The following is a 21,018-nucleotide window of genomic DNA, read 5'->3' on the forward strand; positions in this document are numbered from 1 at the left end:
TGACAGGAGAGACGGGGAAAACAGAGCGCCGCCGTCCACATCACGGACGTAGGATGAACGAAATAAGGACGGCAGCGCCGCCGCATATAAAAAAATACAAAAACAAACAAAATCCCCTTGATTTTTTCACCTTATTATGATATGATTTTTAACTGTCAGAGTAATTTTGGATGGGTTCCCGAGTGGCCAAAGGGGGCAGACTGTAAATCTGTTGCGACACGCTTCGGTGGTTCGAATCCACCTCCATCCATTGGTAATTGAATATTGCCAGTCATGAGCATTCATGAATGCCGGCGTGGCGGAACTGGCAGACGCACAGGACTTAAAATCCTGCGAGGGTTAAACTTCGTACCGGTTCGATTCCGGTCGCCGGCAGTAATTGGAAAGATTGGGAAACTTTGAGAAATCAGGGTTTCCCAATCTTTTTTTATATCGTAGAAAAGTGTTCCTGTGATATAAAAAAGCCCTCAGGGCAGAGAGCGCACCCGCACGAAAATGTAATATGCCGCTACGCAGCCGCGCTTGCCGGCGGCACCAATGAAGTTATACTTCGGTAATACAGGAGTTAATTATGCAGACATGAGATAAAATAGATTTCAGTAAATACAAATGGCGGGTGCTTGATATTAAAAATGGTTTGGAGGTGGCGTCCGCCCCGTTCTATGGATGAAACGCCAGCTTCACATTATAAGCATTTGTCACAGGAAACCATAACCAAAATGGAGATTGGGCCGTCAGGAAGATATAATAGATATTCCCTGGAATCCCATTTTCCGTCACCGTTGTTGTCACTGAATGCGATTACGCCTGTCTGAACGGCTTAGCGTTTAAGCGCCCACTCCTGATAAAGCTCATCATAGATGGTATATCGGTAGCCGGCTTTGCTGCTTCCGGCAGCTTTCCCGCGGCACTTCAGCTCATAGGATGCGCCGTCCCTCTGTTTCGTATGATAAATGAGCTTTCCAGTATCGGAGTCAATCCGGCAGTCGGGGCCGTAATAAGCGGAGTTGCTGAAATACCATCCGTTGAGACGTGTGGTGGAGTGATCGCTTTCGCCCCAGTAGGCATAAAGCTCCGATGGGTATCCGGTAAGGCGTATATTTCTGGCTGCCCAGTCGGCGTCGTCGTAACCATAACCAAAGGTACCGTTCTGACAAATATAAGCATCGATGTTAAAGTCATAAGCGCCCGTGGGCAGCCTGTGGGTTTCGTTCTGAGTATTCCCCATTTTCTGATTCATCGGATGATAGGGCTGTCCGGCCAGCGCCTTGATAATAAGGGCTGAAGCCATCGTTCCCCGTGAATTGCCCTGGAGTACGACATTTCCGGTGACACCATAGGCATCGATAAAATATTTCATTACATTGACGTCGTCCGCCACAAAATCATAGATGTTAAAATATTCTCCGGGTCCGGCGCTTGACCGGTCATGGATATTGACCACAATAGCCCCTTTGTTCATCCAGGAGGTGGTGGCAGAGTCGTACATGATGCCGGTACCGTCATTGTCACAGCCGTCTGCAAGTTTCCAGTATGAAATTCCCTGGCCCTGCAGCGTAAAAACAATTCCGGCGGCAGGATCGTAATGTTCCGGCACGTAAAAATAGCCGCGGACATAATCGTCACCCGTGCCGTCAGTAGCCCTTCCAGCGGTGCTGCTTACCCTGATACCCGCCTGCTCGAAGGAACGGAATCCTTTTTCGCCGAATTGCAGGTCGATCGTTTCTGCCCATTGGCCGCCTTCCCTGTACCGGCCGTCGGCTTCGTTGGCCAGACAGGCTGCCGCGGAAGGCTCCTCCCACGCATGCCGCAGTTTCAGTTCCAGGCAGGCTCTGGCCTGATAGCCCATTCCTGTGGTATTTGGCAGATATCCATTATTGGCATTGCTGCCATAATGAATTGCACCGTTTTCATCACGGTACCAGGCGCCGGTGCAATATACGCCAAAGGCGTTCCGCACACGGGCCCCTGCCGGGTTCTCACCGGTATAGACGAGAACATTATCTTCAGTGGCGGCAGTCCCGTTTTCTACAGTTATGAAAAATTTGAATTCGAACGACAAAAAAGAGGGAAAATATCGGTGGAAGATACAAAATGAACGATAATATGCGTTTATATACGTGAAACCGGATTTAACCGCGATAATTTTGTCACCGGTGCTCTTTTATGTATCGTGGAAAGTACTATTAAGCCTGTAGATGCAATCATCAACCCCCTGGGGAATCTCTTTGCAAGACAGGAGTACCGGGCGTAAAAAAAGAGTAAAGGATTGCCGTAAACACTGTACGGCACGAATAAAAATATTATAATAAACTGGCAAAGTATTGCGCAATACTATAATCAGCACCTGATAATACACAAAAAGTGAGGATAACTATGACAATTTCGTTGGCAGATTTTCTTTCGCAGCTTACGGCAAGTCCTATTTTGGCCATAACTGTGATTCTGACGCTGGGGGTAATTCTGGTCAATGGCTGGACTGATGCGCCCAATGCGATCGCCACCTGTGTTTCCACGCAGGCCATTCATCCCAGAGCCGCAATTATTATGGCGGCGGTCTTTAACTTCCTGGGCGTTCTCGTTATGACAATGTTCAATGCCGGAGTGGCATCGACAATATACAATATGGTGGATTTCGGCGGCGATTCCAGGGAGGCGCTGATTGCGCTGTGCGCGGCTCTTTTGTCCATCGTGGCCTGGGCAACGGCCGCCTGGTGGTTCGGCATCCCGACAAGCGAGAGCCACGCCCTTATTGCAGGCGTTTCCGGAGCCGCAATTGCGCTGCACGGAGGCCTGGAGGGAATTAATTCGTCCGAGTGGATTAAAGTACTTTACGGTTTAGTGCTGTCTACCATACTCGGCTTTGTAATGGGCTATCTGACGGCCAAAATCGTCCAGTTTTTATGCAGGGGCGTAGACAGGAACAAGAGCCGTGGATTTTTTAATAATGCCCAGATAGCCGGAGGCGCAGCCATGGCATTCATGCACGGCGCCCAGGACGGCCAGAAATTTATGGGCGTTTTCATGCTGGGGATTTTTCTGGCAAAAGGCAACGCCAATGCCGGAGAGTTCAGCATCCCAATTTGGCTGATGATACTCTGCTCTGCCGTGATGGGGCTTGGAACTTCCATTGGCGGATACAGGATTATCAAGGCGGTCGGTATGGATATGGTGAAACTGGAACGATATCAGGGCTTTTCGGCCGATTTGGCGGGCGCGGGCTGTCTGCTCCTATCCTCCCTCACGGGAATCCCGGTATCCACGACCCATACGAAGACCACAGCCATCATGGGAGTCGGGGCAGCCAGACGTCTGTCATCGGTAAACTGGGGAGTTGTAAAGGAAATGGTGATGACCTGGGTGCTCACGTTCCCGGGCTGCGGCCTGATTGGTTTTCTGACGGCGAAGCTGTTCATCTGGGTATTTTAAGATTAAGAGTATGTCAATGAAAGGAGTGCAGTATGGCACAGAAAAAGGGAAATGATTATTTTGCAATGCTTGTCGATAACGTAAATTGTTCCTGTGAGGCAGCGGAGCTGCTTTGGGAAAACCTCAACGAATATGAATACACAAGTCTACCGGAAAAAATCAGGGTAATCCATGAGATTGAGCACCGGGGAGATCAGGGAAAACACCGGCTGATGGAGAAACTGATGAAAGAGTTTCTGCCGCCCATTGAGAGGGAAGACATCATGGCCCTGACGAACATCATAGACGACGTGACGGATGAGCTGGACGAGGTTTTGAGAAATCTTTATATGTACAATGTGAGGGGGCTGCGGCCCGAGGCAGTGGAATTTGCCGCGCTGATCCGTAAATGCTGTGCATCGATGAAAGAGATGCTGGAAGATTTCCGCAATTTCCGCCGTTCGGCCACATTAAAGGAAAAAATCATTACAATTAACCGTCTGGAGGAAGAGGGAGATCAGCTTTACACCAGGGCTGTCCACAGACTGTATACCGAGGAAAAGGATGCCGTACAGATTCTGGTCTGGACGACCATCTACGACTGCCTGGAGGAATGTTGTGACTGCTGCGAACATGTGGCGGATACCGTAGAGATGGCAATTATGAAAAACACCTGATTTTTGGGATTCTTCATAAAGGCTGTGGGATGCATTCCGGTTTTACACAGTTCTGACGAAACTTTTGCATATTATTGATATCGGTTTATTTCTCCTTCTGTTAAGATAGGTAAAGTACCGCTTAAAAGGCGGAAATTAAGAAGGAGGAATCAATTGGCACAGATAACGTATAAGGACATAAAGAAATCAAAAGAAATTAACGCATATATCAACAAGGGTAACACAACACTGGGGGTACTTGGATATACGGACCACTCGGCGGCGCATGCGGTTAAGGTTTCGGCGATGGCCGGAAAAATCCTGGAGCGTCTGGATTATGACAGTCACACCGTGGAACTGGCAAAGATTGCGGGTTATATGTATGATATTGGAAACTGTGTGAACCGTATGGATCACCCTCATTCTGGCGCGCTGATGTCTCATCAGATCCTGAGGGGGCTTGATATGGATTATGAAGACATAGCGGTAATCATTAACGCCATCGGAATGCACGACGAGAAGTCGGGAGGAGCTGTAGATGTGGTGTCCGCCGCTTTGATACTGGCCGATAAAACCGACGTCCGCAGGGACAGGGTCAGGAACAGAAATAAGGCCGCATTTGATAAACATGACCGCGTCAACTATGCGGTAATCTCATCTTCCCTGGATATTCAGAAAGATAAAAAAACACTTAAACTGGAACTGGAGCTGGATGAGAGTATCTGCTCGATGATGGATTATTTTGAAATATTTCTTCAGAGGATGCTGATGTGCAGGAGAGCGGCCTCCGTCCTTGGCATGACTTTCAAATTGAATGCAAACGGGAATAAAATTTGCTGATCGGGGCAGCCTGGCTGCGGTTCTCCAATATCATACAGTCCGTATTTCTATAAGCACGAAAGCTTTTATCTACTTTCTCAATCGAAACAGATTTCTTAATATAATCTGATATCCATAAATTCGGAAATTCCTTTTCAAGATTTCAAAACTGGACCACGGATAAGAAGCAGCGAAAAGTACGCCGGACGGACTTTTCATTGCCGGACAATAAAAAAATGCATCGGCAGACGGCGGTAAAACCGGTAACCGATGCATTTTTTTATTTCTGTTTCATGACTGTAACCTGATCGTTTAAATCAGCACTCCGAAAGAGCGTCCTCATCGGCGATTACAATGACATCCGGATGGAACTGAAGAATGGATGCCGGAACCTTCGGTGTCACAGGTCCGTAGAGGGCTTCCTTTAAAATAGCAGCCTTATCTTTTCCGCTTACTGCAAAAATAATCTTTTTACTCCTCATAATCGTTCCGATACCCATTGTGAATGCCTGGCGTGGAACCTCGTCGATGGAGGAGAAGAAACGTTTATTAGCTTCAATTGTCATCTCGGTAAGATCAACACAGTGTGTCCGGCCCTCGAAAATATCGGACGGCTCGTTAAAACCGATATGGCCGTCATGTCCGAGGCCGAGAACCTGAAGGTCAACTCCGCCCAGTGAACGGATTACATCCTCATAGCGGCTGCATTCTGCTTCAGGGTCGTCTGCCATGCCGTTTGGAATATTTGTTTGATTCATATCAATATTTACGTGCTGAAACAAGTTGCTGTACATAAAATAATAGTAGCTCTGCTCACTGTCTTTGGTAAGTCCCTTATATTCATCCAGATTCGCCGTCTTTACTTCAGAAAAATCCAGATCTCCATTATTGTATTTCTCAACCAGATATTTGTAAGTTCCGACAGGGGTGGAACCGGTGGCAAGCCCCAGTACAGAATCCGGTTTTGTGATGATCTGGGCAGCAATAATATTAGCTGCTTTCCTGCTCATTTCGTCGTAATTTTTAACCTTGTAAATTTTCATGAAAATACCCTCCATACAATATTGTCGCCTCTTTCCAGATTAGAATACCATTTTTAAGTCATAGTTTCAATGCATATCAGCATAAAATAGATAGCAAAGGAGTGATAGCATGTCTAACTATCAGAGACTAATCTCATATATCTATACATACGAAGGAGGGATACGCGGAAAGAACATCGGATTTGCAAAATTGGAAACAAGAGGCAACCAATGCAGAATCACGGTGAATGTCAAAAAGATATTCGTCGGGGGAAATCCGGTAGGAGTATACCTGCTCGCAGGGCAGGATGAGGTCAAGATAGGAACCCTGTTTGCCAGAAACGGCGCAGGGGAATTCAGGGCAGTGGTAAATTCCGCGGATGTGGAAAATTCAGGACACAGCCTGGAAGAATTTTACGGACTCAGTGTCCATGATGTGGAAAGTGCATGGAGATCCTACACGACAATCTGGGAAGATGCGGTAGCTCATGCCGCAGAAGTGGAGCTGGCCGATGTAACATCGGAAAAAGTGGCCGAAAAACTGGAAAGCTCTGTAAAAAAACAGACGATCTTGCAGCATAAGGAAAAAGAGCAGGATCTTCTGCCTATTTCCAGGGAAATAGAAGCGGAAATGGACAGGGAAACGTCGAAAAAAGAGGCGGAAATACATGAAGCGGCAATGCGTAAGGCGGAAGAATATAATGCTGCCAGATACGGCCGGGAAAAGGTGGTCTATCTGAGCACGGAAATCCCGAAAAAAAATGCGGATGGAGCGCCGCCTGAAGAAAACAGGGCGGCAGTATCCGGCCTGCGGGAAATGATCATGTCACAGGCACCGCAAAGAGACACAGAATCTATGGCGGAAAACCCTGAGAAAGAAACAGCGGACATGAGAGTGGCAGACGAAAGAGTGACGGAAACCGCCGGGATAGAAGCAGGAGAGGTTGAAACCGCCGAAGCAGAAGCAGGAGAGGTGGAAACCGCCGAAGCAGAAGCGGGAGAGGTGGAAACCGCCAGGACAGAAGCAGGAGAGGTGGAAACCGTCAGGACAGAAGCAGGAGAGGTGGAAACCGTCAGGACAGAAGCAGGAGCATTGGAAACCGCCGAAGCAGAAGCAGGAGAGGTGGAAACCGCCGGGACAGAGGTGGGAGAGGTGGAAACCGCCGGAGCAGAAGCGGGAGTAGCGGAAACCGTCAGGGCGGAAGCAGGAGAGGTGGAAACCGCCAGGGCAGAAGCAGGAGAGGTGGAAACCGCCGGGGCAGATGCAGAGGTGACGGAAACAAGTGCGACAGAAGCAAGAGCAGCAGAAACAGAAATGGCAGAAAATGAAGCCATTGAAACAGAGACGGCAGGAGTATGGCAAACGAAAGCGGGGCCTGTGGAAACCGGAGCAGGGGAAATCAGATTTGCAAATACAAGAGCTGCAAAAGTGTTTGGAACGGAAGCCGCAGCGCCTGTGTCCGGCGGCAGCATGACGGATATGATGGAGGCCGAATACGTTTCGGCGGTTGACGGACTGGAAACAGCCCAGGAATTCATCGAACCACAAAGGCCGGTCATGAGGGAACCGGACGGCAAACCTGCTCAGACGCAGGAAAACGGCAGAAACTTCGTCCGTTCCCCGGGGATTCAGATGCAGGGAACGGGAAGAACGGCGGTCCGTTCATCCGGTATGGCAATACAGGAATCCGGCAGGCAGATGCAGCCCGGACAGGAGAGAGGCGGCCGGGGACAGCAGAGATACGGCGTACAGCGCAGGGGAATGCAGACGGGCGCTCTCAGACAGGAAACACTGAGGCCTGAATCACTGAGACCTGAATCACCAAGACCTGAAGCGCCAAGACCCGAAACACCAAGACCTGAAGCACTGAGAACCGAAACACCGGAACCCGCAACAGAGACGAATCCGATTGCCCAGGAGGCGCAGCCGGTAGTGAAAGAGGCTGCTCCGCCATCTGGCGTTTCGGCTCCATTTAAAGATCTGAGCGATACGTGCAACGAACAGGAAGTTTGGGAAACCATGAGGAAAAAATATCCGAAAATACTCGCGTTCGACTATGCCGACGGCTGTGAGGTCCTTACCATCAAACCGCAGGATATCGGACTTCTCCCCAGGGAGGAATGGGTATACGGCAGCAACAGTTTCCTGCTCCACGGGTATTATAATTACCGCTACCTGATCCTTGCGAGGCTGAACAATCCGGGCGGAAAAGCCAGATATCTGCTGGGAGTCCCGGGACACTATCTCAGCAACGAGAAATACATGGCGTCCATGTTCGGTTTTTCCGACTTTGTCCTGGCAAAAAAACAGCCGCCCAGGGACGGCCGTTTTGGATACTGGTATACGGATATAAAGATAGGCGATTAAAAGACACATTACTGCAGCCGTGATAACCGGCGGCAGACATAGTATGTATGTTATTAATAATCGACGCCTCGCAATGAGACGGAGGGCACATAGGGGGCGACAATTCCGGCAAAATGCAGCAGTTCCTCTTTGCTGCAGGCTGAAAACCCGGGTATCAGCACATTCTCGGAGTCTTTATAGCTCTGCAGGAAATAGGCGGAGGCCCCGGAAAGCCATTCCCCAATCTCTTTAAAATCCTCTTCCCTGTGAAGTTCTTTCACAACCGTGGTGCGAAATTCACAGGGAACCGTATTTTTCAGCAGAAAATCAACACTCTTTTCTATCAGAGACAGGTCGAGGCCGGGCAGACCGGCAGTCTTTCCGTATCCGGCCCGGCCTGACTTAATGTCCATAGCCACATAATCCAGCAGCCTTTTTTCACAGAGATCGATCAGCACATCCGGCCTGTAACCATTCGTATCTAACTTCACAAGAAGCCCAAGTTCCCTTATCTTCCTGATGAATGGTTCCAAATCGCGGTGCAGGGTGGGCTCACCGCCCGTAATGCAGACGCCTTCCAGGATACCGGCTCTTTTTTTCAGAAAATCCAGTACCTCTTTTTCCGAATGCAATTCACTTCCGCCCTCCAGGAGATCACTGTTATGGCAGAACGGACATCGGAAATTGCACCCGCCCAGGAATACGGTGGCAGCCACATGCTGCGGGTAATCCAGTAAAGTTGTCTTTAAAAGCCCGGAAATAATCATAATTCCATATCCTTTCAAAATGCCGTACAGCCCGGGACAAGATGTTCTGTCGGCGGGATTTTATTGGTACATGGACAATTATAGTACGAAATTCCTGTATGTGCAACTTGCCAAAGCGGAGGATGGTTTGTATACTTATTAGAGTAATAACGGAAAAAATCAGACGGAACGTCAGATGGAGCGAAGAAATGAAAATGACCGACGATGAAAAATATATGAAAGCGGCGATCCGCGAGGCAAAAAAAGCATATGCACTGGGAGAGGTGCCGATAGGCTGCGTTATTGTTTACGGGGGAAAAATAATTGGAAGGGGGTATAACAGAAGAATTGTGGACAAGAACGTCCTGTCCCATGCCGAGATAAACGCCGTCAAAAAGGCGTGTAAAAAAATGGGGGACTGGCGGCTGGAGGGCTGTACAATGTATGTGACACTGGAACCGTGCCCCATGTGTGCCGGGGCGATTGTCCAGGCCCGCATTCCCAAAGTGAAGATTGGCTCCATGAATCCCAAGGCCGGATGTGCCGGTTCGGTGATGAACCTGCTGGATGAAAAAGGTTTTAACCACCAGGTAGAGATAGAGACGGGGCTTTTAGGGGAGGAATGCTCACAGATGCTGAAGGAATTTTTCAGGGAACTGCGGAAGAAGGGCAAAGAGAAGGCAAAAAGTGAATAAAAAGGAGAGTCTGAACCGTTACTGGGCATATAGTCAACAGTAACGGTCCGGACTCTTTTTCTATATGGAAGAACCTGACTGCGGATAAATGCAGATTCTTAATTATATAGATTTCATGATCACTTACATAATTACCTTAATCCAGCCTTCCGGTGCCTTAATATGGCCCATCTGGATGCCGGTCAGAGTGTCATAGAGCTTCTGTATGGACGGACCCATCTTCTCCATACCGCTTGGGAAACAGATATCCTTGCCGTGATCCACGATCTTGCCGACCGGAGACACAACGGCTGCCGTACCACAGAGGCCGCATTCGGCGAAATCTTTCACCTCGTCCAGGAATACTTCCCTCTCCTCGGTCTCCATGCCCAGATATTCCTTTGCTACATAAAGGATGGAACGGCGTGTGATGGATGGAAGGATGCTGGGTGATTTCGGCGTAACCAGTTTATTGTCCTTTGTGACAAAGATCAGGTTTGCACCGCCTGTCTCCTCGATCTTCGTTCTTGTCTGTGGATCCAGGTAGACATTCTCGTCGAACCCGTTCTTATGCGCGTCCACGATTGCATGGAGGCTCATCGCATAGTTCAGTCCTGCTTTGATATGGCCGGTTCCGTGTGGAGCCGCGCGGTCAAAATCGCTGACGCGGATCGTGATTGGTTTTGCGCCGCCCTTAAAGTAAGGCCCTACCGGGGTGGTGAAGATGCGGAACTGATATTCATTGGCCGGTTTTACGCCGATGACGGAGTCAAAACCGAACATATACGGACGGATGTACAGGCTTGCGCCGGAACCGTACGGCGGGACAAAAGCTGCGTTGGCTTCCACTACTTTTGCAACCGCTTCCACAAAGCGTTCCTTCGGGAAAACAGGCATTTCAAGGCCTTTTGCAGAATTCTCCATACGCTCTCCGTTTAAGTCGGGGCGGAATGTTACAATGTGGCCGTCTTCCGTGGTGTAGGCCTTTAAACCTTCAAAACATGTCTGAGCGTACTGGAGCACGCCTGCACATTCGTTTAATACAATATTTGCGTCTGTCGTCAGGACGCCCTCGTCCCAGGCGCCGTCCTTAAACTGTGAAACATAGCGGTAGTCGGTCTGAATATAGCTAAAGCCGATATTTGCCCAATCAAGATTTTTCTTTTCCATAGCGATACTCCATTCTTGTTTATTGAACTGGTGTTAACGTGTTACAGTAATAAATAATGGTTTGCCCCTATTATAATAACATCTGGCTCACGTTGCAAGATTATGTGCTGAAAAAACTGAAAAACTGCTTCCAACCGGCGGGGCGATATCTTTTTCTTATTATAAAGGGTTTTAACGTAAATATAAAATGCTATCTGGGCATATTTGCCATGTTATTTTGTTATACCTCGGTTTTGCGAAGCTTAAGCGGTTGTGGCTTGACAAAAAGTCGGCCTCCATGTATACTTAACTAGCTGAAGATTTCACATTATCAGCCATAATCAAGTTATAAAGTTTCCGCACTAGCCGGGGAGTTAGCGGTGCCCTGTACCTGCAATCCGCTACAGCAGGGGTGATGTCCTCGCCGAGGGCGTTTTGTTGCAGAGCTGCCCCTTGTAAGTGGCGTTGAAGTCTGGGTCTTACGCAACAGGAATCTGTGAACCGTGTCAGGGCAGGAATGCAGCAGCACTAAGCAGAAGCTCTTGTGTGCCGTGAGGCTGCCTGGACGGAGTTAACTGCAAGGGTAACGTTTGTGACATACGTTCGAAGCGGGATGTGCGGATTTAATATATATTAATATTATAATTTTTGTGTCAATGACAAGCTGTTCCGGTTGGAACGGCTTTTTTTAAATTCATAGAAAAATTAACGTTAATTTTTACTGTATTCGTGGGGTTAGACCTTACAGAATCCATTGTCATTTCTACCTGAATATGATAATCTTTGGAGGATCACCGGACAATGGACGGCAGATAGAAATTTATGCCGTATGAGGAACTATTGGAGGAAGATAATGATTGCTTTGGTAGTGGCGTATGCGAAAAACCGCGTCATAGGAAAAGACGGCCGTATTCCCTGGAATATTGACGGGGAAAAGACGCGGTTTAAGAATTTAACGGTAAATCATGTTGTTATCATGGGGAGGAAAACCTATGAAGAAATCGGCAGGCCTCTGCCAAACCGGACAACAATTGTGATTTCAAAGACGAAGGATTTTACCGCTGAAAACTGTCAAACAGCCAAATCACTGCAGGAAGCTATCGTACTTGCCGTTGACGAAGATACTTATATCTCCGGCGGAGCCGGTATTTATGAAGAATCCTTACCACTCGTTGAAAAAATGTATATTACGGAAATCGATGCAGAAATCGAGGGAGATACATTTTTCCCCGAGTTTGAAGAGGATTTATTTGTCAAAGAGATAGAGCGGAGAGTGGACGGTGATATTCCGTACACCTTTCTGACCTATACAAGAAAATCATAATTTTAGGAACAGTGCCGGACAGGCAGCATTGTAGGGAGGGGATTACAATGGATAAAGAAAAAATTAAAGAAGGGGTCAGGCTCATTCTCGAAGGAATTGGGGAAGATATCAACAGAGAAGGGCTTTTAGAAACACCGGACCGGATTGCCAGGATGTATGAAGAACTGGCTGCCGGATACACCGACGACGCGGCGGTGCATCTGAAGAAAAGATTCCATGTGGACAGCAATGATATTGTCATGGAAAAGGATATTCATTTTTATTCTTTTTGCGAACACCATATGCTGCCTTTCTACGGGACGGCGAGCATTGCCTACATTCCGGACGGGGAAGTAGTCGGTTTAAGTAAAATAGCAAGGACTCTGGAGGTATATGCGAAACGTTTCCAGCTTCAGGAACGCCTGACTGCCCAGATTGCGGACGCCTTTATGAAAGAACTGAACCCGAAGGGCGTAATGGTGCGCATTGAAGCGGAACATATGTGCATGACGATGCGCGGAATCAAAAAGCCTGGAACAAAAACAGTGACTATCGTTACCAGAGGGGCGTTTGATGACAGCGAAATGCTGCAGAACCGTTTTTATCAAATGCTGGAACGGAGATAAGTGCGAAGCTATGGAACGGATTAATCGAATCTGCCGCCATCCTCTATGGAAGGAAAGCGTGGCAGAAATACAGAGGCTGGAAGAAGAACGGATTTTTTGCAGGCATAATCCGGCTCATTATCTGGATGTAGCCCGTATCGCCTATATTGAAAATCTGGAAAAGAATATCGGTATCTCAAAAGAAGTCATCTATGCGGCTGCGCTGCTCCACGATATTGGAAGACACCGTCAATACCTGGAAGGGATACCGCATGAAGAGGCCAGCGCCGTGCTGGCGGATCCGATTCTGAGGGACTGCGGCTTTACGGAAATGGAGCAGAAAGAGATCATTTCCGCAATTTCGGAACACCGGACACCGGAAACGGCAGGAAAAGAAAATCTTCAGGGGTTGATTTACCGGGCGGATAAGAGTTCCAGAAGCTGTCTGTTCTGCAATGCGTTTGAAGAATGCAACTGGAGCATGGAGAAGAAAAATATTACATTGAAGGTCTAAATACAGGGGAATGCTATCATGATGAAAATTGGAAACCGATTATTTGATGTAGAAAACGACTGTTCTATTATGGGAATATTAAATGTCACACCCGATTCTTTCTCCGACGGAGGAATGTGGAATGACATTGAAAAAACAAAGAAACATACGGCCGATATGATTGAAGAAGGCGCTGCGATTATTGATGTCGGAGGAGAGTCCACACGTCCGGGGCATGTGCAGATCAGTATCCAGGAAGAAATTGACCGGGTTGTGCCCGCGATTGAAATGATAAAGAAGAATTTTGACATTCCGGTGTCCATCGACAGTTACAAGGGACAGGTAGTGGAAGCTGCCTTAAAAGCGGGAGCCGATATGGTGAACGATATCTGGGGGCTGAAATACGACCGGAAAGTGGCGGACCTGATTGCTCAGTATCGGATCCCATGCTGTCTGATGCATAACCGGGAAAAGGCGGATTACGGCAATTTCATGGACGATATGTGCAGGGACATGCGTGATTCGCTCGCCATTGCTAAAGAGGCTGGAATCGACGACAGCCAGATTATTTTAGATCCCGGAGTGGGATTCGGGAAAACCTATGAAAATAACCTGACGGCTATCAATCAACTGGAAAAGCTTTCGGCGCTCGGTTATCCGGTCCTTCTTGCAACCTCCAGAAAGTCCGTGATTGGCACGGCGCTTGATTTGCCGACGGATCAGAGGGTCGAGGGGACAATCGTCACAACCGTTCTGGGAGTACAGAAAAAAGCGGCATTTATCCGCGTCCACGATATTAAAGAAAATTTAAGGGCAATCCGTATGACGCAGGCTATCATGAGAGAGGGAAGGAAATAAAATGACGAAAGCATCTTTTTGCGACGAAATACATATTGAAGATCTGGAAGTATATGCGAATCACGGTGTTTTTCCAGAGGAGACAAAACTCGGACAGAGATTTCTGGTTTCCCTTACAATGTATGTCAATACCAGGCATGCCGGAAGAACGGACTGTCTGGAACATTCCATCAATTATGGTGACGTATGTGCTTTTATAACCCGTTATATGAAAGAAAACACATATAAACTGATTGAAGCGGCTGCCGAAAATCTGGCCGAAGCGCTTTTTAGGCATTATTCCCTTCTGCATGGCGTTACGCTGGAACTTAAAAAACCGTGGGCGCCGATTGGGCTTCCCCTCAAGACCGTTTCCGTAAAAATTACCCGCTTCTGGCACACCGCTTATATCGGGCTTGGTTCCAATCTGGGGGACAAAAAAGGATATCTGGATCAGGCGGTTAAATCATTGAATGAACGTTCCGGCTGCCATGTGGAGAAAGTGTCCTCCTACTTGGTGACGGAGCCTTACGGCGGGGTGGAGCAGGATGACTTCCTGAATGCCTGCCTGATTTTAAAAACACTTTTATCACCGCAGGAATTATTGGAATCCCTTCATGAGATTGAGCAGGACGCCCATCGTGAACGCATTGTCCATTGGGGTCCCAGAACGCTGGACTTAGATATTTTAATGTATGATGATGAGATCCTGGAAACCGACGACCTCATTATTCCGCATGTGGAGATGCATCTGCGCGATTTTGTTTTAAAACCTTTACAGGAAATCGCACCCAATAAAAGACACCCGGTTTATCAGAAAACAATGACACAACTGCTGAATGGGCTGAAATGATACGGCAATACAGACGGGACCGCACAGGAGGGTTATCCTCCGGTGCGGTCCTCTGTATTTGCCTGCGGGCAATTTCCCGGAAGGTACTGTAAAACCTCATTCTTTTCCGTAAAAGAGTAAGGCGGAGTAAAGAAGATCGTAAAGAAATTTTCCTTGCCCGCGGAACATGATTGTATTATAATTACAAAATGGGTATATTGTAACCTGAGATCAGCCTGTTGTTACGAACGGTGACAGGATGAAAATACAGTGTTAAGAAAGGGTGTGTCATTCATGAAGAGAATTGGTATGCTGACCAGCGGTGGGGACTGCCAGAGCCTGAATGCAACAATGCGCGGCGTGGCGAAGGCTCTGTATAAAATGTATGACGACGTTGAGATAGTAGGTTTTGAGGATGGCTACAAGGGACTGATGTATGCAGACTACCGGATAATGAAGCCGTCGGAGTTTTCGGGAATACTGACAAGAGGCGGCACCATTCTAGGCACATCCAGACAGCCGTTTAAACTGATGAGGACTCCGGATGAGAACGGTTTAGATAAAGTGGCTGCGATGAAACATACTTATTATAAATTAAAACTCGAATGTCTCGTGGTGCTTGGCGGCAATGGGAGCCAGAAGACGGCCAACCTGCTTCGGGAGGAGGGGCTTAACATCGTTTCCCTTCCGAAGACGATCGACAATGACCTGTGGGGGAGCGAGCTGACGTTCGGTTTCCACAGCGCCGTCGAAGTAGCGACCAATGCAATCGACTGCATTCATACAACTGCGGCTTCCCATGGCCGTGTTTTCATTGTAGAGATAATGGGACATAAAGTAGGATGGCTGACCCTCTATGCGGGAATCGCAGGAGGCGCGGACATTATTTTGATTCCCGAGATTCCCTATGACATTGATATTGTCGTGGAGGCCATCAAGGGCAGGGTGAGGAGCGGTAAGAACTTTACCATCCTGGCGGTGGCGGAAGGCGCTATTTCTAAGGATGATGCGGCGCTCACCAAGAAAGAACTGAAAGAAAAGAAGAAGAACGGCCAGGTTTATCCATCGGTGGCATACGCACTGGGCGCTCAGATTCAGGAGAAAACAGGACAGGAGATACGCGTCACGGTTCCAGGCCATATGCAGAGGGGCGGAGAGCCCACTCCGTTTGACCGTGTTATTTCCACGCGCCTCGGAGCGGCGGCCGCTCAGATGATTGCGAATGAAGAGTATGGTTATATGGTTGCTTTGAATGACAGCCAGATTACCAAGGTGCCGCTGGAGGATATCGCAGGCAAGCTTAAGACGGTCGATCCGAAGAGTGATATAATCAAGGAGGCCAAGTCTGTGGGAATCAGTTTCGGCGACGAATAATAAGGAACAATGAAGGAGCAGAGGGGTCATGTCGTATACAGCGTTATACAGGAAATGGAGGCCGGCCTCATTTAATGAGGTCAAAGGCCAGGACCACATTGTAAAGACATTAAAAAACCAGATAACGTCGGGACGAATCGGACACGCCTATCTGTTCTGCGGAACGCGGGGAACAGGTAAGACCAGTATTGCAAAGATATTTGCAAAGGCCGTGAACTGTGAGAATCCGGTCGATGGAAGCCCCTGCGGCGAATGTGAGATGTGCCGCCAGATATCCTCCGGCGCTTCACTGAACGTGGTGGAAATCGATGCGGCATCCAACAACGGCGTGGAGAATATCCGTGACATCCGAGATCAGGTACAGTATCCGCCGACGGAGGGACGCTACCGTGTTTACATCATCGATGAGGTCCATATGCTGTCCATCGGGGCATTCAATGCCCTTTTAAAGACATTGGAGGAACCGCCGTCCTATGTTATATTTATCCTGGCCACAACGGAGGTCCACAAGATTCCGATCACGATTTTGTCGCGGTGCCAGAGATACGATTTTAAGAGAATTACGATTGATACCATCGCAGCCCGTCTCCATGAGCTGACCCAGGCCGAGCAGATCGATGTAGATGAGAAAGCGCTGCGGTACGTGGCGAAAGCGGCGGACGGTTCCATGCGAGACGCACTGAGTCTGCTGGACCAGTGCACGGCATTCCATTTTGGGGAGAAGCTCACCTATGACAACGTGCTGGAAGTGCTGGGAGCTGTCGATAACAGCGTATTCAGCAGTCTGTTCAGGGCGGTCACGGCAGGTGACACCAAGGGATGTATCTATAAGATAGAAGAGATGATAATCCAGGGACGCGATCTGACACAGATGGTGAATGATTTCGTCTGGTATATGAGAAATCTTCTGATTGTGAAGACAACAGATGATGCGGAAGATATGCTGGATATGTCGTCCGAGAATATCGCCCTTTTAAAGGAAGAGGCAGATATGACGGACGGCGAGACACTGATGAGGTACATCAGGATATTCTCGGAGTTGTCGGGGCAGCTGCGCTATGCCAGTCAGAAGCGCGTCCTGGCTGAGATTGCATTTATAAAGCTGACAAGGCCGTCAATGGAACAGAATCTCGATTCCGTTCTACAGCGGCTTACCATGATAGAGAAAAGAATGGATGAAATTCCGTCCAGTCTGCCCGATCTGGCCGCGCTTGCGGCATTGGGAGAAAGGGCCGGACAGGTAGGCGCGGCAGAACAGCAGAAACCGGGCAAAGCGGAAGAACCGGCCAAAACCGTTTCACTTCCCAAGGCCCAGTATGAAGATTTGATGCTGATGCGCGGCGAGTGGCAGAAGGTTTCCAGGATGATGGGAGGCGCGGTCCGTGTGGCTCTCAGGGATACGGAGGTGGAGCCGGCCGGTGACAGCTGTCTTAGCATCGCATTCAGCGACGCCGGAAATTTCTCCATCGTAAACCGCGAGTCGGTAATGCAGGAATTAAAAGAGGCGGTAGAGAAAAACTATGGTAAGAGTATAGATTTCAAGGCCATCCTGAACGATTCCGGCAAAAAGTCTACAACGCTCTATGTGAGCGATGATGACTTAAAAGTCATTCATGATGATATTGTAGTGGAGGACTGACAGGACAGGATCACAGATAATTCGATTTGCGAAGGGGGAACATCAGGGCGTACCGGTTCCCGGCAGACCGGATTTTGAGATAAAAAGCATAAAACAAGGATATTATAAAAGAAGATCAATAATCAGGAGGATGAACACCATGGCTAAGCGTGGCGGTTTTCCAGGCGGAATGCCTGGCAATATGAATAATTTGATGAAGCAGGCGCAGAGGATGCAGCGGCAGATGGAAGAGACGACAAAAGAGCTGGAAGAAAAGCAGTATACTGCTTCCGCAGGCGGCGGAGCCGTAGCGGTTACCGTTTCCGGCAAGAAAGAAGTTGTGTCTGTGAAACTTTCAGAAGAAGTAGTGGATCCGGAAGATATTGAGATGCTCCAGGATCTGATCGTTGCTGCAACCAATGAGGCATTCCGCCAGGCGGAAGAGGAGAGCAGCGCGGCGATGTCAAAACTGACAGGCGGTTTAGGCGGCCTGGGAGGCGGTTTCCCGTTCTAAATTATGGATTATTACAGCAATCAGATTACAAAATTAATAGAGGAGCTGTCAAAGCTGCCCGGTATCGGGAGCAAGTCGGCTCAGCGCCTGGCCTTCCATATCATCAATATGCCGTCGGAGCAGGTGGAGCGCCTGTCCACGGCCATGATTGACGCAAAGCACAATGTGCGTTACTGCAGTGAGTGCTTTACACTGACGGATAAAGAACTGTGCCCTATTTGCAGCAGTGACAGGCGGGATCACGCCACTATTATGGTGGTGGAAAATACAAGGGATTTGGCGGCCTATGAGAAGACCGGCAAATATGAGGGAGTTTACCATGTGCTCCACGGGGCAATATCCCCCATGCTCGGAATAGGGCCGAATGATATCAAATTGAAGGAACTGATGACCCGTCTTCAGAAGGCTGAGATCAATGAGGTGATCATAGCGACCAACTCCAGTCTGGAAGGCGAGACGACGGCTATGTACATCAGCAAACTGATTAAGCCTACCGGAATCAAGGTTACAAGAATCGCCAGCGGGGTACCCGTGGGCGGAGATTTGGAATATATTGACGAGGTTACGCTGCTCCGGGCTCTTGACGGACGGACGGAACTGTAAGGATTAAAAGTCGTCCGCCCCGCGCGGACGGTTAGGAGATGCAAAAGAGATGGATAAGTACGAGTTTAACATCAAAGTTGAACAGATTAAAAAACTGGTAAACAAAGGTGATTATGAAACCGCCATGAAAATTGCAGACACCATAGACTGGAGAAGGGTGCGCAGCACAAGTCTGCTTACTACAATCGCCCAGGTTTATGAGAGGAATGCAGAGTACCAGGATGCCAAGGATATTTTACTCCTTGCATTTGAGCGCGCGCCAATCGGCAAAGGGCTGTTATTTAAACTTACGGATCTTGCCCTGAGAGAGGGCAATGTGCCGGAAGCGGAGGCATACTACAGAGAGTTCTGTGATTTGGCTGTAGATGATCCGAGGCAGAACCTGCTCCGTTTCCTGATTCTCGAAGCAAAGGGAGCGACGACGGAACAGCTGATCCATTCCCTGGAAAAATACTGCCAGGAAGAACTGGACGAAAAGTGGATGTACCATTTGGCGGAGTTGTATCAGCAGGCCGGTATGGAGAGCCAGTGTGTCAGCATGTGCGACAGGATTATGCTGATGTTCGGCCTGGGCAAATACGTGGATAAGGCCATGGAATTGAAGCTGCAGTTTGCCCCTCTGACGAAATATCAGATGGATCTGGTGGAAAACAGAGAGAAATATGAAGAAAAACTGCGTGCCGTGGAAGAAAAGTACAACAGCAGGACCTTCAAAAGAGAACCGGATGAAGATGAATATTATGACTCCGAGGACGCGGAGGATGCCGATATGGACAGCCGGGATATGGGCGAGCGCGGCAGAAGAAACCGCGAGATGGACAGAGAACGTTCGGACGACTATGATACAAATGGCAACGATTATGATATGGATGATAATGAGATGACGAATGGGCGCGGTATGGATGATGACAGACAGCGCTATCCGAATGAGAGAAGCTTTCTGGAAGACGATCTCGTTTCCAGTCTCCATGAGGCCCGGGCAGAGGAAGAACTGGCCAGGGAAATGTCACGTATGGAGCCATACGATGAGGAAGAGAGCGGTTCATTTGGCGAGACAAGGATATTAGACAATATCCGTGATATTAAAGAATACAGGCTTTCAGGCCATGCGGGACTGGAGGATGACGAGCTTGCGTCGGCCCAGGCCGCTGCTTCGGATGAACCAATCATTAACCGGTTTGAGGAAGAAGAGGAGACCATTGTGGAGGATTGGGATCTGGAGCCGGACGACGACCAGAGCAATCACCTGATGATCGAGGCGGAAGATCCTGAAAAGGGGCTTGCGCTTGCCCTTGAATCACTTAAAAAGATCCACCGTGAACTGGGAACTAAGAACCCGGTGGCTAAGATCAGCGGAGACAATCTGAACAGAAAAGGTATCTTTGCTGTTTCGGACAGACTTGCAGGAAAAGATTTGGTGGTGGAAAGAGCCGGCGATCTGGATCGTATCACGATCGGAGAACTGAGTGAACTGATGGAGCAGGATAATACGGGTATGATTGTAGTCCTGATCGATACGCCTGCCAGAATGGAGCGGATGCATAACAGTTATCCGTCCCTGGCCGGAAAATTCCAGTATATCGGCTGCGAAGGTGCATCAGATACCCATTACGGCTCGGAGCGGAACAAAAAATCCGAGGCAGAGATAGCTCATGAGGAAGAACTCTTAAAGCTTCAGGCCGAGCGTGAGGCTGAGGCGGCAAGAAAACGTCTGGCCGAGCGCGAAGAAGAGATCAGACGTCAGGCGGCCCGCGATGCGGAAGATGCCAGAAGACTGCAGATGGAACGCGAGGAGGAAGCCAGACGCCAGGAAGAAGAAAGCAGACGACTCGCAGAATATGAAGCTGAGGAGGCAATGCGCCAGGCGGAATACGAGGCGGCCAATGCGGCACAGCAGCAGGCGGAACTGGAAGCAGATGAGGCCAGACGCCAGGCGGAGTATGAAGAAGACTTAGAAAGACGACGTCAGGAGATGGAAGAAAACGAACGTCGTTACCAGTATGAATCCGGGGACGAGG

Annotated in this window: 18 protein-coding genes, 2 tRNA genes, 1 other RNA gene and 1 pseudogene (1 of these 22 running past the window's edge); 18 read left to right on the forward strand and 4 right to left on the reverse strand. The window is 48.8% G+C overall.

The features are described 5' to 3' along the window. Positions 1–168 precede the first annotated feature (168 nt). Both V3C10_01515 and V3C10_01520 read left to right on the forward strand, forming a co-directional pair. Positions 169–250: transfer RNA gene (locus V3C10_01515), tRNA-Tyr, on the forward strand. Positions 251–289: 39 nt separating this feature from the next. After that, positions 290–375, forward strand: a tRNA-Leu gene (locus tag V3C10_01520). Between the two features lie 445 nt (positions 376–820). Here V3C10_01520 and V3C10_01525 read toward each other — a convergent pair. Then, the gene (locus tag V3C10_01525; GenBank protein WVP62534.1) at positions 821–1,960 is read right to left on the reverse strand and encodes a hypothetical protein; all 1,140 of its coding nucleotides are present in this window, start codon (positions 1,958–1,960) and stop codon (positions 821–823) included. A 416-nt stretch (positions 1,961–2,376) separates the two neighbouring features. On the opposite strand from V3C10_01525, the gene V3C10_01530 reads away from it, so the two are divergent. From V3C10_01530 to V3C10_01540, 3 genes are all read left to right on the forward strand, one after another. Beyond that, positions 2,377–3,429 (forward strand): inorganic phosphate transporter, encoded by a 1,053-nt coding sequence (locus V3C10_01530; GenBank protein WVP62535.1) that lies wholly within the window; start codon positions 2,377–2,379, stop codon positions 3,427–3,429. A gap of 32 nt (positions 3,430–3,461) precedes the next feature. Further along, positions 3,462–4,085 (forward strand): DUF47 family protein, encoded by a 624-nt coding sequence (locus V3C10_01535; protein WVP62536.1) that lies wholly within the window; start codon positions 3,462–3,464, stop codon positions 4,083–4,085. A 153-nt stretch (positions 4,086–4,238) separates the two neighbouring features. Next, on the forward strand, positions 4,239–4,904 hold the full coding sequence (locus V3C10_01540; GenBank protein ID WVP62537.1) for a phosphohydrolase: 666 nt from the start codon (positions 4,239–4,241) through the stop codon (positions 4,902–4,904). Positions 4,905–5,200: 296 nt separating this feature from the next. Here V3C10_01540 and nagB read toward each other — a convergent pair whose 3' ends face one another. Continuing rightward, positions 5,201–5,926, reverse strand: coding sequence for a glucosamine-6-phosphate deaminase (gene nagB / locus V3C10_01545; GenBank protein WVP62538.1), 726 nt, complete (start codon positions 5,924–5,926; stop codon positions 5,201–5,203). A gap of 109 nt (positions 5,927–6,035) precedes the next feature. Between nagB and V3C10_01550 the strand changes: the two genes are divergently transcribed. Then, entirely contained in the window at positions 6,036–8,273 is a 2,238-nt protein-coding gene (locus V3C10_01550; GenBank protein ID WVP62539.1) for a DUF6128 domain-containing protein, read from the forward strand. Positions 8,274–8,326: 53 nt separating this feature from the next. On the opposite strand, the gene V3C10_01555 is transcribed toward V3C10_01550, so the two are convergent. After that, entirely contained in the window at positions 8,327–9,019 is a 693-nt protein-coding gene (locus V3C10_01555) for an anaerobic ribonucleoside-triphosphate reductase activating protein (GenBank protein WVP62540.1), read from the reverse strand. A gap of 194 nt (positions 9,020–9,213) precedes the next feature. On the opposite strand from V3C10_01555, the gene tadA reads away from it, so the two are divergent. Next, positions 9,214–9,693, forward strand: a complete 480-nt coding sequence (gene tadA, locus V3C10_01560) for a tRNA adenosine(34) deaminase TadA (protein ID WVP64556.1) — start codon at positions 9,214–9,216, stop codon at positions 9,691–9,693. Positions 9,694–9,816: 123 nt separating this feature from the next. On the opposite strand, the pseudogene V3C10_01565 reads toward tadA, so the two are convergent. Further along, positions 9,817–10,851: pseudogene (locus tag V3C10_01565) on the reverse strand (branched-chain amino acid aminotransferase). Between the two features lie 327 nt (positions 10,852–11,178). Between V3C10_01565 and ffs the strand changes: the two are divergent. The 11 genes from ffs to V3C10_01620 all read left to right on the forward strand — a co-directional run. Next, an RNA gene (ffs, locus tag V3C10_01570) (signal recognition particle sRNA large type) lies at positions 11,179–11,442 on the forward strand. Between the two features lie 232 nt (positions 11,443–11,674). Continuing rightward, the gene (locus tag V3C10_01575; GenBank protein WVP62541.1) at positions 11,675–12,145 is read left to right on the forward strand and encodes a dihydrofolate reductase; all 471 of its coding nucleotides are present in this window, start codon (positions 11,675–11,677) and stop codon (positions 12,143–12,145) included. A 47-nt stretch (positions 12,146–12,192) separates the two neighbouring features. Then, a complete protein-coding gene (gene folE / locus V3C10_01580) occupies positions 12,193–12,750 on the forward strand; it encodes a GTP cyclohydrolase I FolE (protein ID WVP62542.1) in 558 nt (185 codons plus the stop codon). Positions 12,751–12,760: 10 nt separating this feature from the next. Then, positions 12,761–13,243 (forward strand): HD domain-containing protein, encoded by a 483-nt coding sequence (locus tag V3C10_01585; GenBank protein ID WVP62543.1) that lies wholly within the window; start codon positions 12,761–12,763, stop codon positions 13,241–13,243. A gap of 21 nt (positions 13,244–13,264) precedes the next feature. Continuing rightward, the gene (folP, locus tag V3C10_01590) at positions 13,265–14,080 is read left to right on the forward strand and encodes a dihydropteroate synthase (GenBank protein ID WVP64557.1); all 816 of its coding nucleotides are present in this window, start codon (positions 13,265–13,267) and stop codon (positions 14,078–14,080) included. A 1-nt stretch (position 14,081) separates the two neighbouring features. After that, positions 14,082–14,912 carry a 2-amino-4-hydroxy-6-hydroxymethyldihydropteridine diphosphokinase gene (gene folK / locus V3C10_01595; protein ID WVP62544.1) on the forward strand — a complete coding sequence of 277 codons (831 nt, stop codon included), beginning with the start codon at positions 14,082–14,084 and terminating at the stop codon, positions 14,910–14,912. A 273-nt stretch (positions 14,913–15,185) separates the two neighbouring features. After that, complete coding sequence (locus V3C10_01600; GenBank protein WVP62545.1) at positions 15,186–16,265, forward strand: ATP-dependent 6-phosphofructokinase; 1,080 nt, start codon at positions 15,186–15,188, stop codon at positions 16,263–16,265. 28 nt (positions 16,266–16,293) lie between these two features. After that, the gene (dnaX, locus tag V3C10_01605; GenBank protein WVP62546.1) at positions 16,294–17,904 is read left to right on the forward strand and encodes a DNA polymerase III subunit gamma/tau; all 1,611 of its coding nucleotides are present in this window, start codon (positions 16,294–16,296) and stop codon (positions 17,902–17,904) included. Positions 17,905–18,043: 139 nt separating this feature from the next. Continuing rightward, positions 18,044–18,397 (forward strand): YbaB/EbfC family nucleoid-associated protein, encoded by a 354-nt coding sequence (locus V3C10_01610; GenBank protein ID WVP62547.1) that lies wholly within the window; start codon positions 18,044–18,046, stop codon positions 18,395–18,397. 3 nt (positions 18,398–18,400) lie between these two features. Further along, entirely contained in the window at positions 18,401–19,000 is a 600-nt protein-coding gene (recR, locus tag V3C10_01615) for a recombination mediator RecR (GenBank protein ID WVP62548.1), read from the forward strand. Positions 19,001–19,049: 49 nt separating this feature from the next. Beyond that, positions 19,050–21,018, forward strand: the 5' portion of a protein-coding gene (locus V3C10_01620; GenBank protein ID WVP62549.1) for a hypothetical protein. The gene runs 353 nt beyond the window's last position; the window shows 1,969 of its 2,322 coding nt (coding positions 1–1,969); the start codon lies at positions 19,050–19,052; the stop codon falls past the right edge of the window.

The sequence above is a fragment of the [Clostridium] symbiosum genome (assembly GCA_036419695.1).
In the GTDB taxonomy this organism is placed as follows: domain Bacteria; phylum Bacillota; class Clostridia; order Lachnospirales; family Lachnospiraceae; genus Otoolea; species Otoolea symbiosa_A.

Excerpts from the sequence above, each read along its gene's own strand:
- V3C10_01530 (WVP62535.1), top strand. The coding sequence starts at position 2,377 with ATGACAATTTCGTTGGCAGATTTTCTTTCGCAGCTTACGGCAAGTCCT.
- V3C10_01535 (WVP62536.1), top strand. The coding sequence starts at position 3,462 with ATGGCACAGAAAAAGGGAAATGATTATTTTGCAATGCTTGTCGATAAC.
- nagB (WVP62538.1), bottom strand. The coding sequence starts at position 5,926 with ATGAAAATTTACAAGGTTAAAAATTACGACGAAATGAGCAGGAAAGCA.
- V3C10_01550 (WVP62539.1), top strand. The coding sequence starts at position 6,036 with ATGTCTAACTATCAGAGACTAATCTCATATATCTATACATACGAAGGA.
- V3C10_01555 (WVP62540.1), bottom strand. The coding sequence starts at position 9,019 with ATGATTATTTCCGGGCTTTTAAAGACAACTTTACTGGATTACCCGCAG.
- tadA (WVP64556.1), top strand. The coding sequence starts at position 9,214 with ATGACCGACGATGAAAAATATATGAAAGCGGCGATCCGCGAGGCAAAA.
- V3C10_01575 (WVP62541.1), top strand. The coding sequence starts at position 11,675 with ATGATTGCTTTGGTAGTGGCGTATGCGAAAAACCGCGTCATAGGAAAA.
- folE (WVP62542.1), top strand. The coding sequence starts at position 12,193 with ATGGATAAAGAAAAAATTAAAGAAGGGGTCAGGCTCATTCTCGAAGGA.
- V3C10_01585 (WVP62543.1), top strand. The coding sequence starts at position 12,761 with ATGGAACGGATTAATCGAATCTGCCGCCATCCTCTATGGAAGGAAAGC.
- folP (WVP64557.1), top strand. The coding sequence starts at position 13,265 with ATGAAAATTGGAAACCGATTATTTGATGTAGAAAACGACTGTTCTATT.
- folK (WVP62544.1), top strand. The coding sequence starts at position 14,082 with ATGACGAAAGCATCTTTTTGCGACGAAATACATATTGAAGATCTGGAA.
- V3C10_01600 (WVP62545.1), top strand. The coding sequence starts at position 15,186 with ATGAAGAGAATTGGTATGCTGACCAGCGGTGGGGACTGCCAGAGCCTG.
- dnaX (WVP62546.1), top strand. The coding sequence starts at position 16,294 with ATGTCGTATACAGCGTTATACAGGAAATGGAGGCCGGCCTCATTTAAT.
- V3C10_01610 (WVP62547.1), top strand. The coding sequence starts at position 18,044 with ATGGCTAAGCGTGGCGGTTTTCCAGGCGGAATGCCTGGCAATATGAAT.
- recR (WVP62548.1), top strand. The coding sequence starts at position 18,401 with ATGGATTATTACAGCAATCAGATTACAAAATTAATAGAGGAGCTGTCA.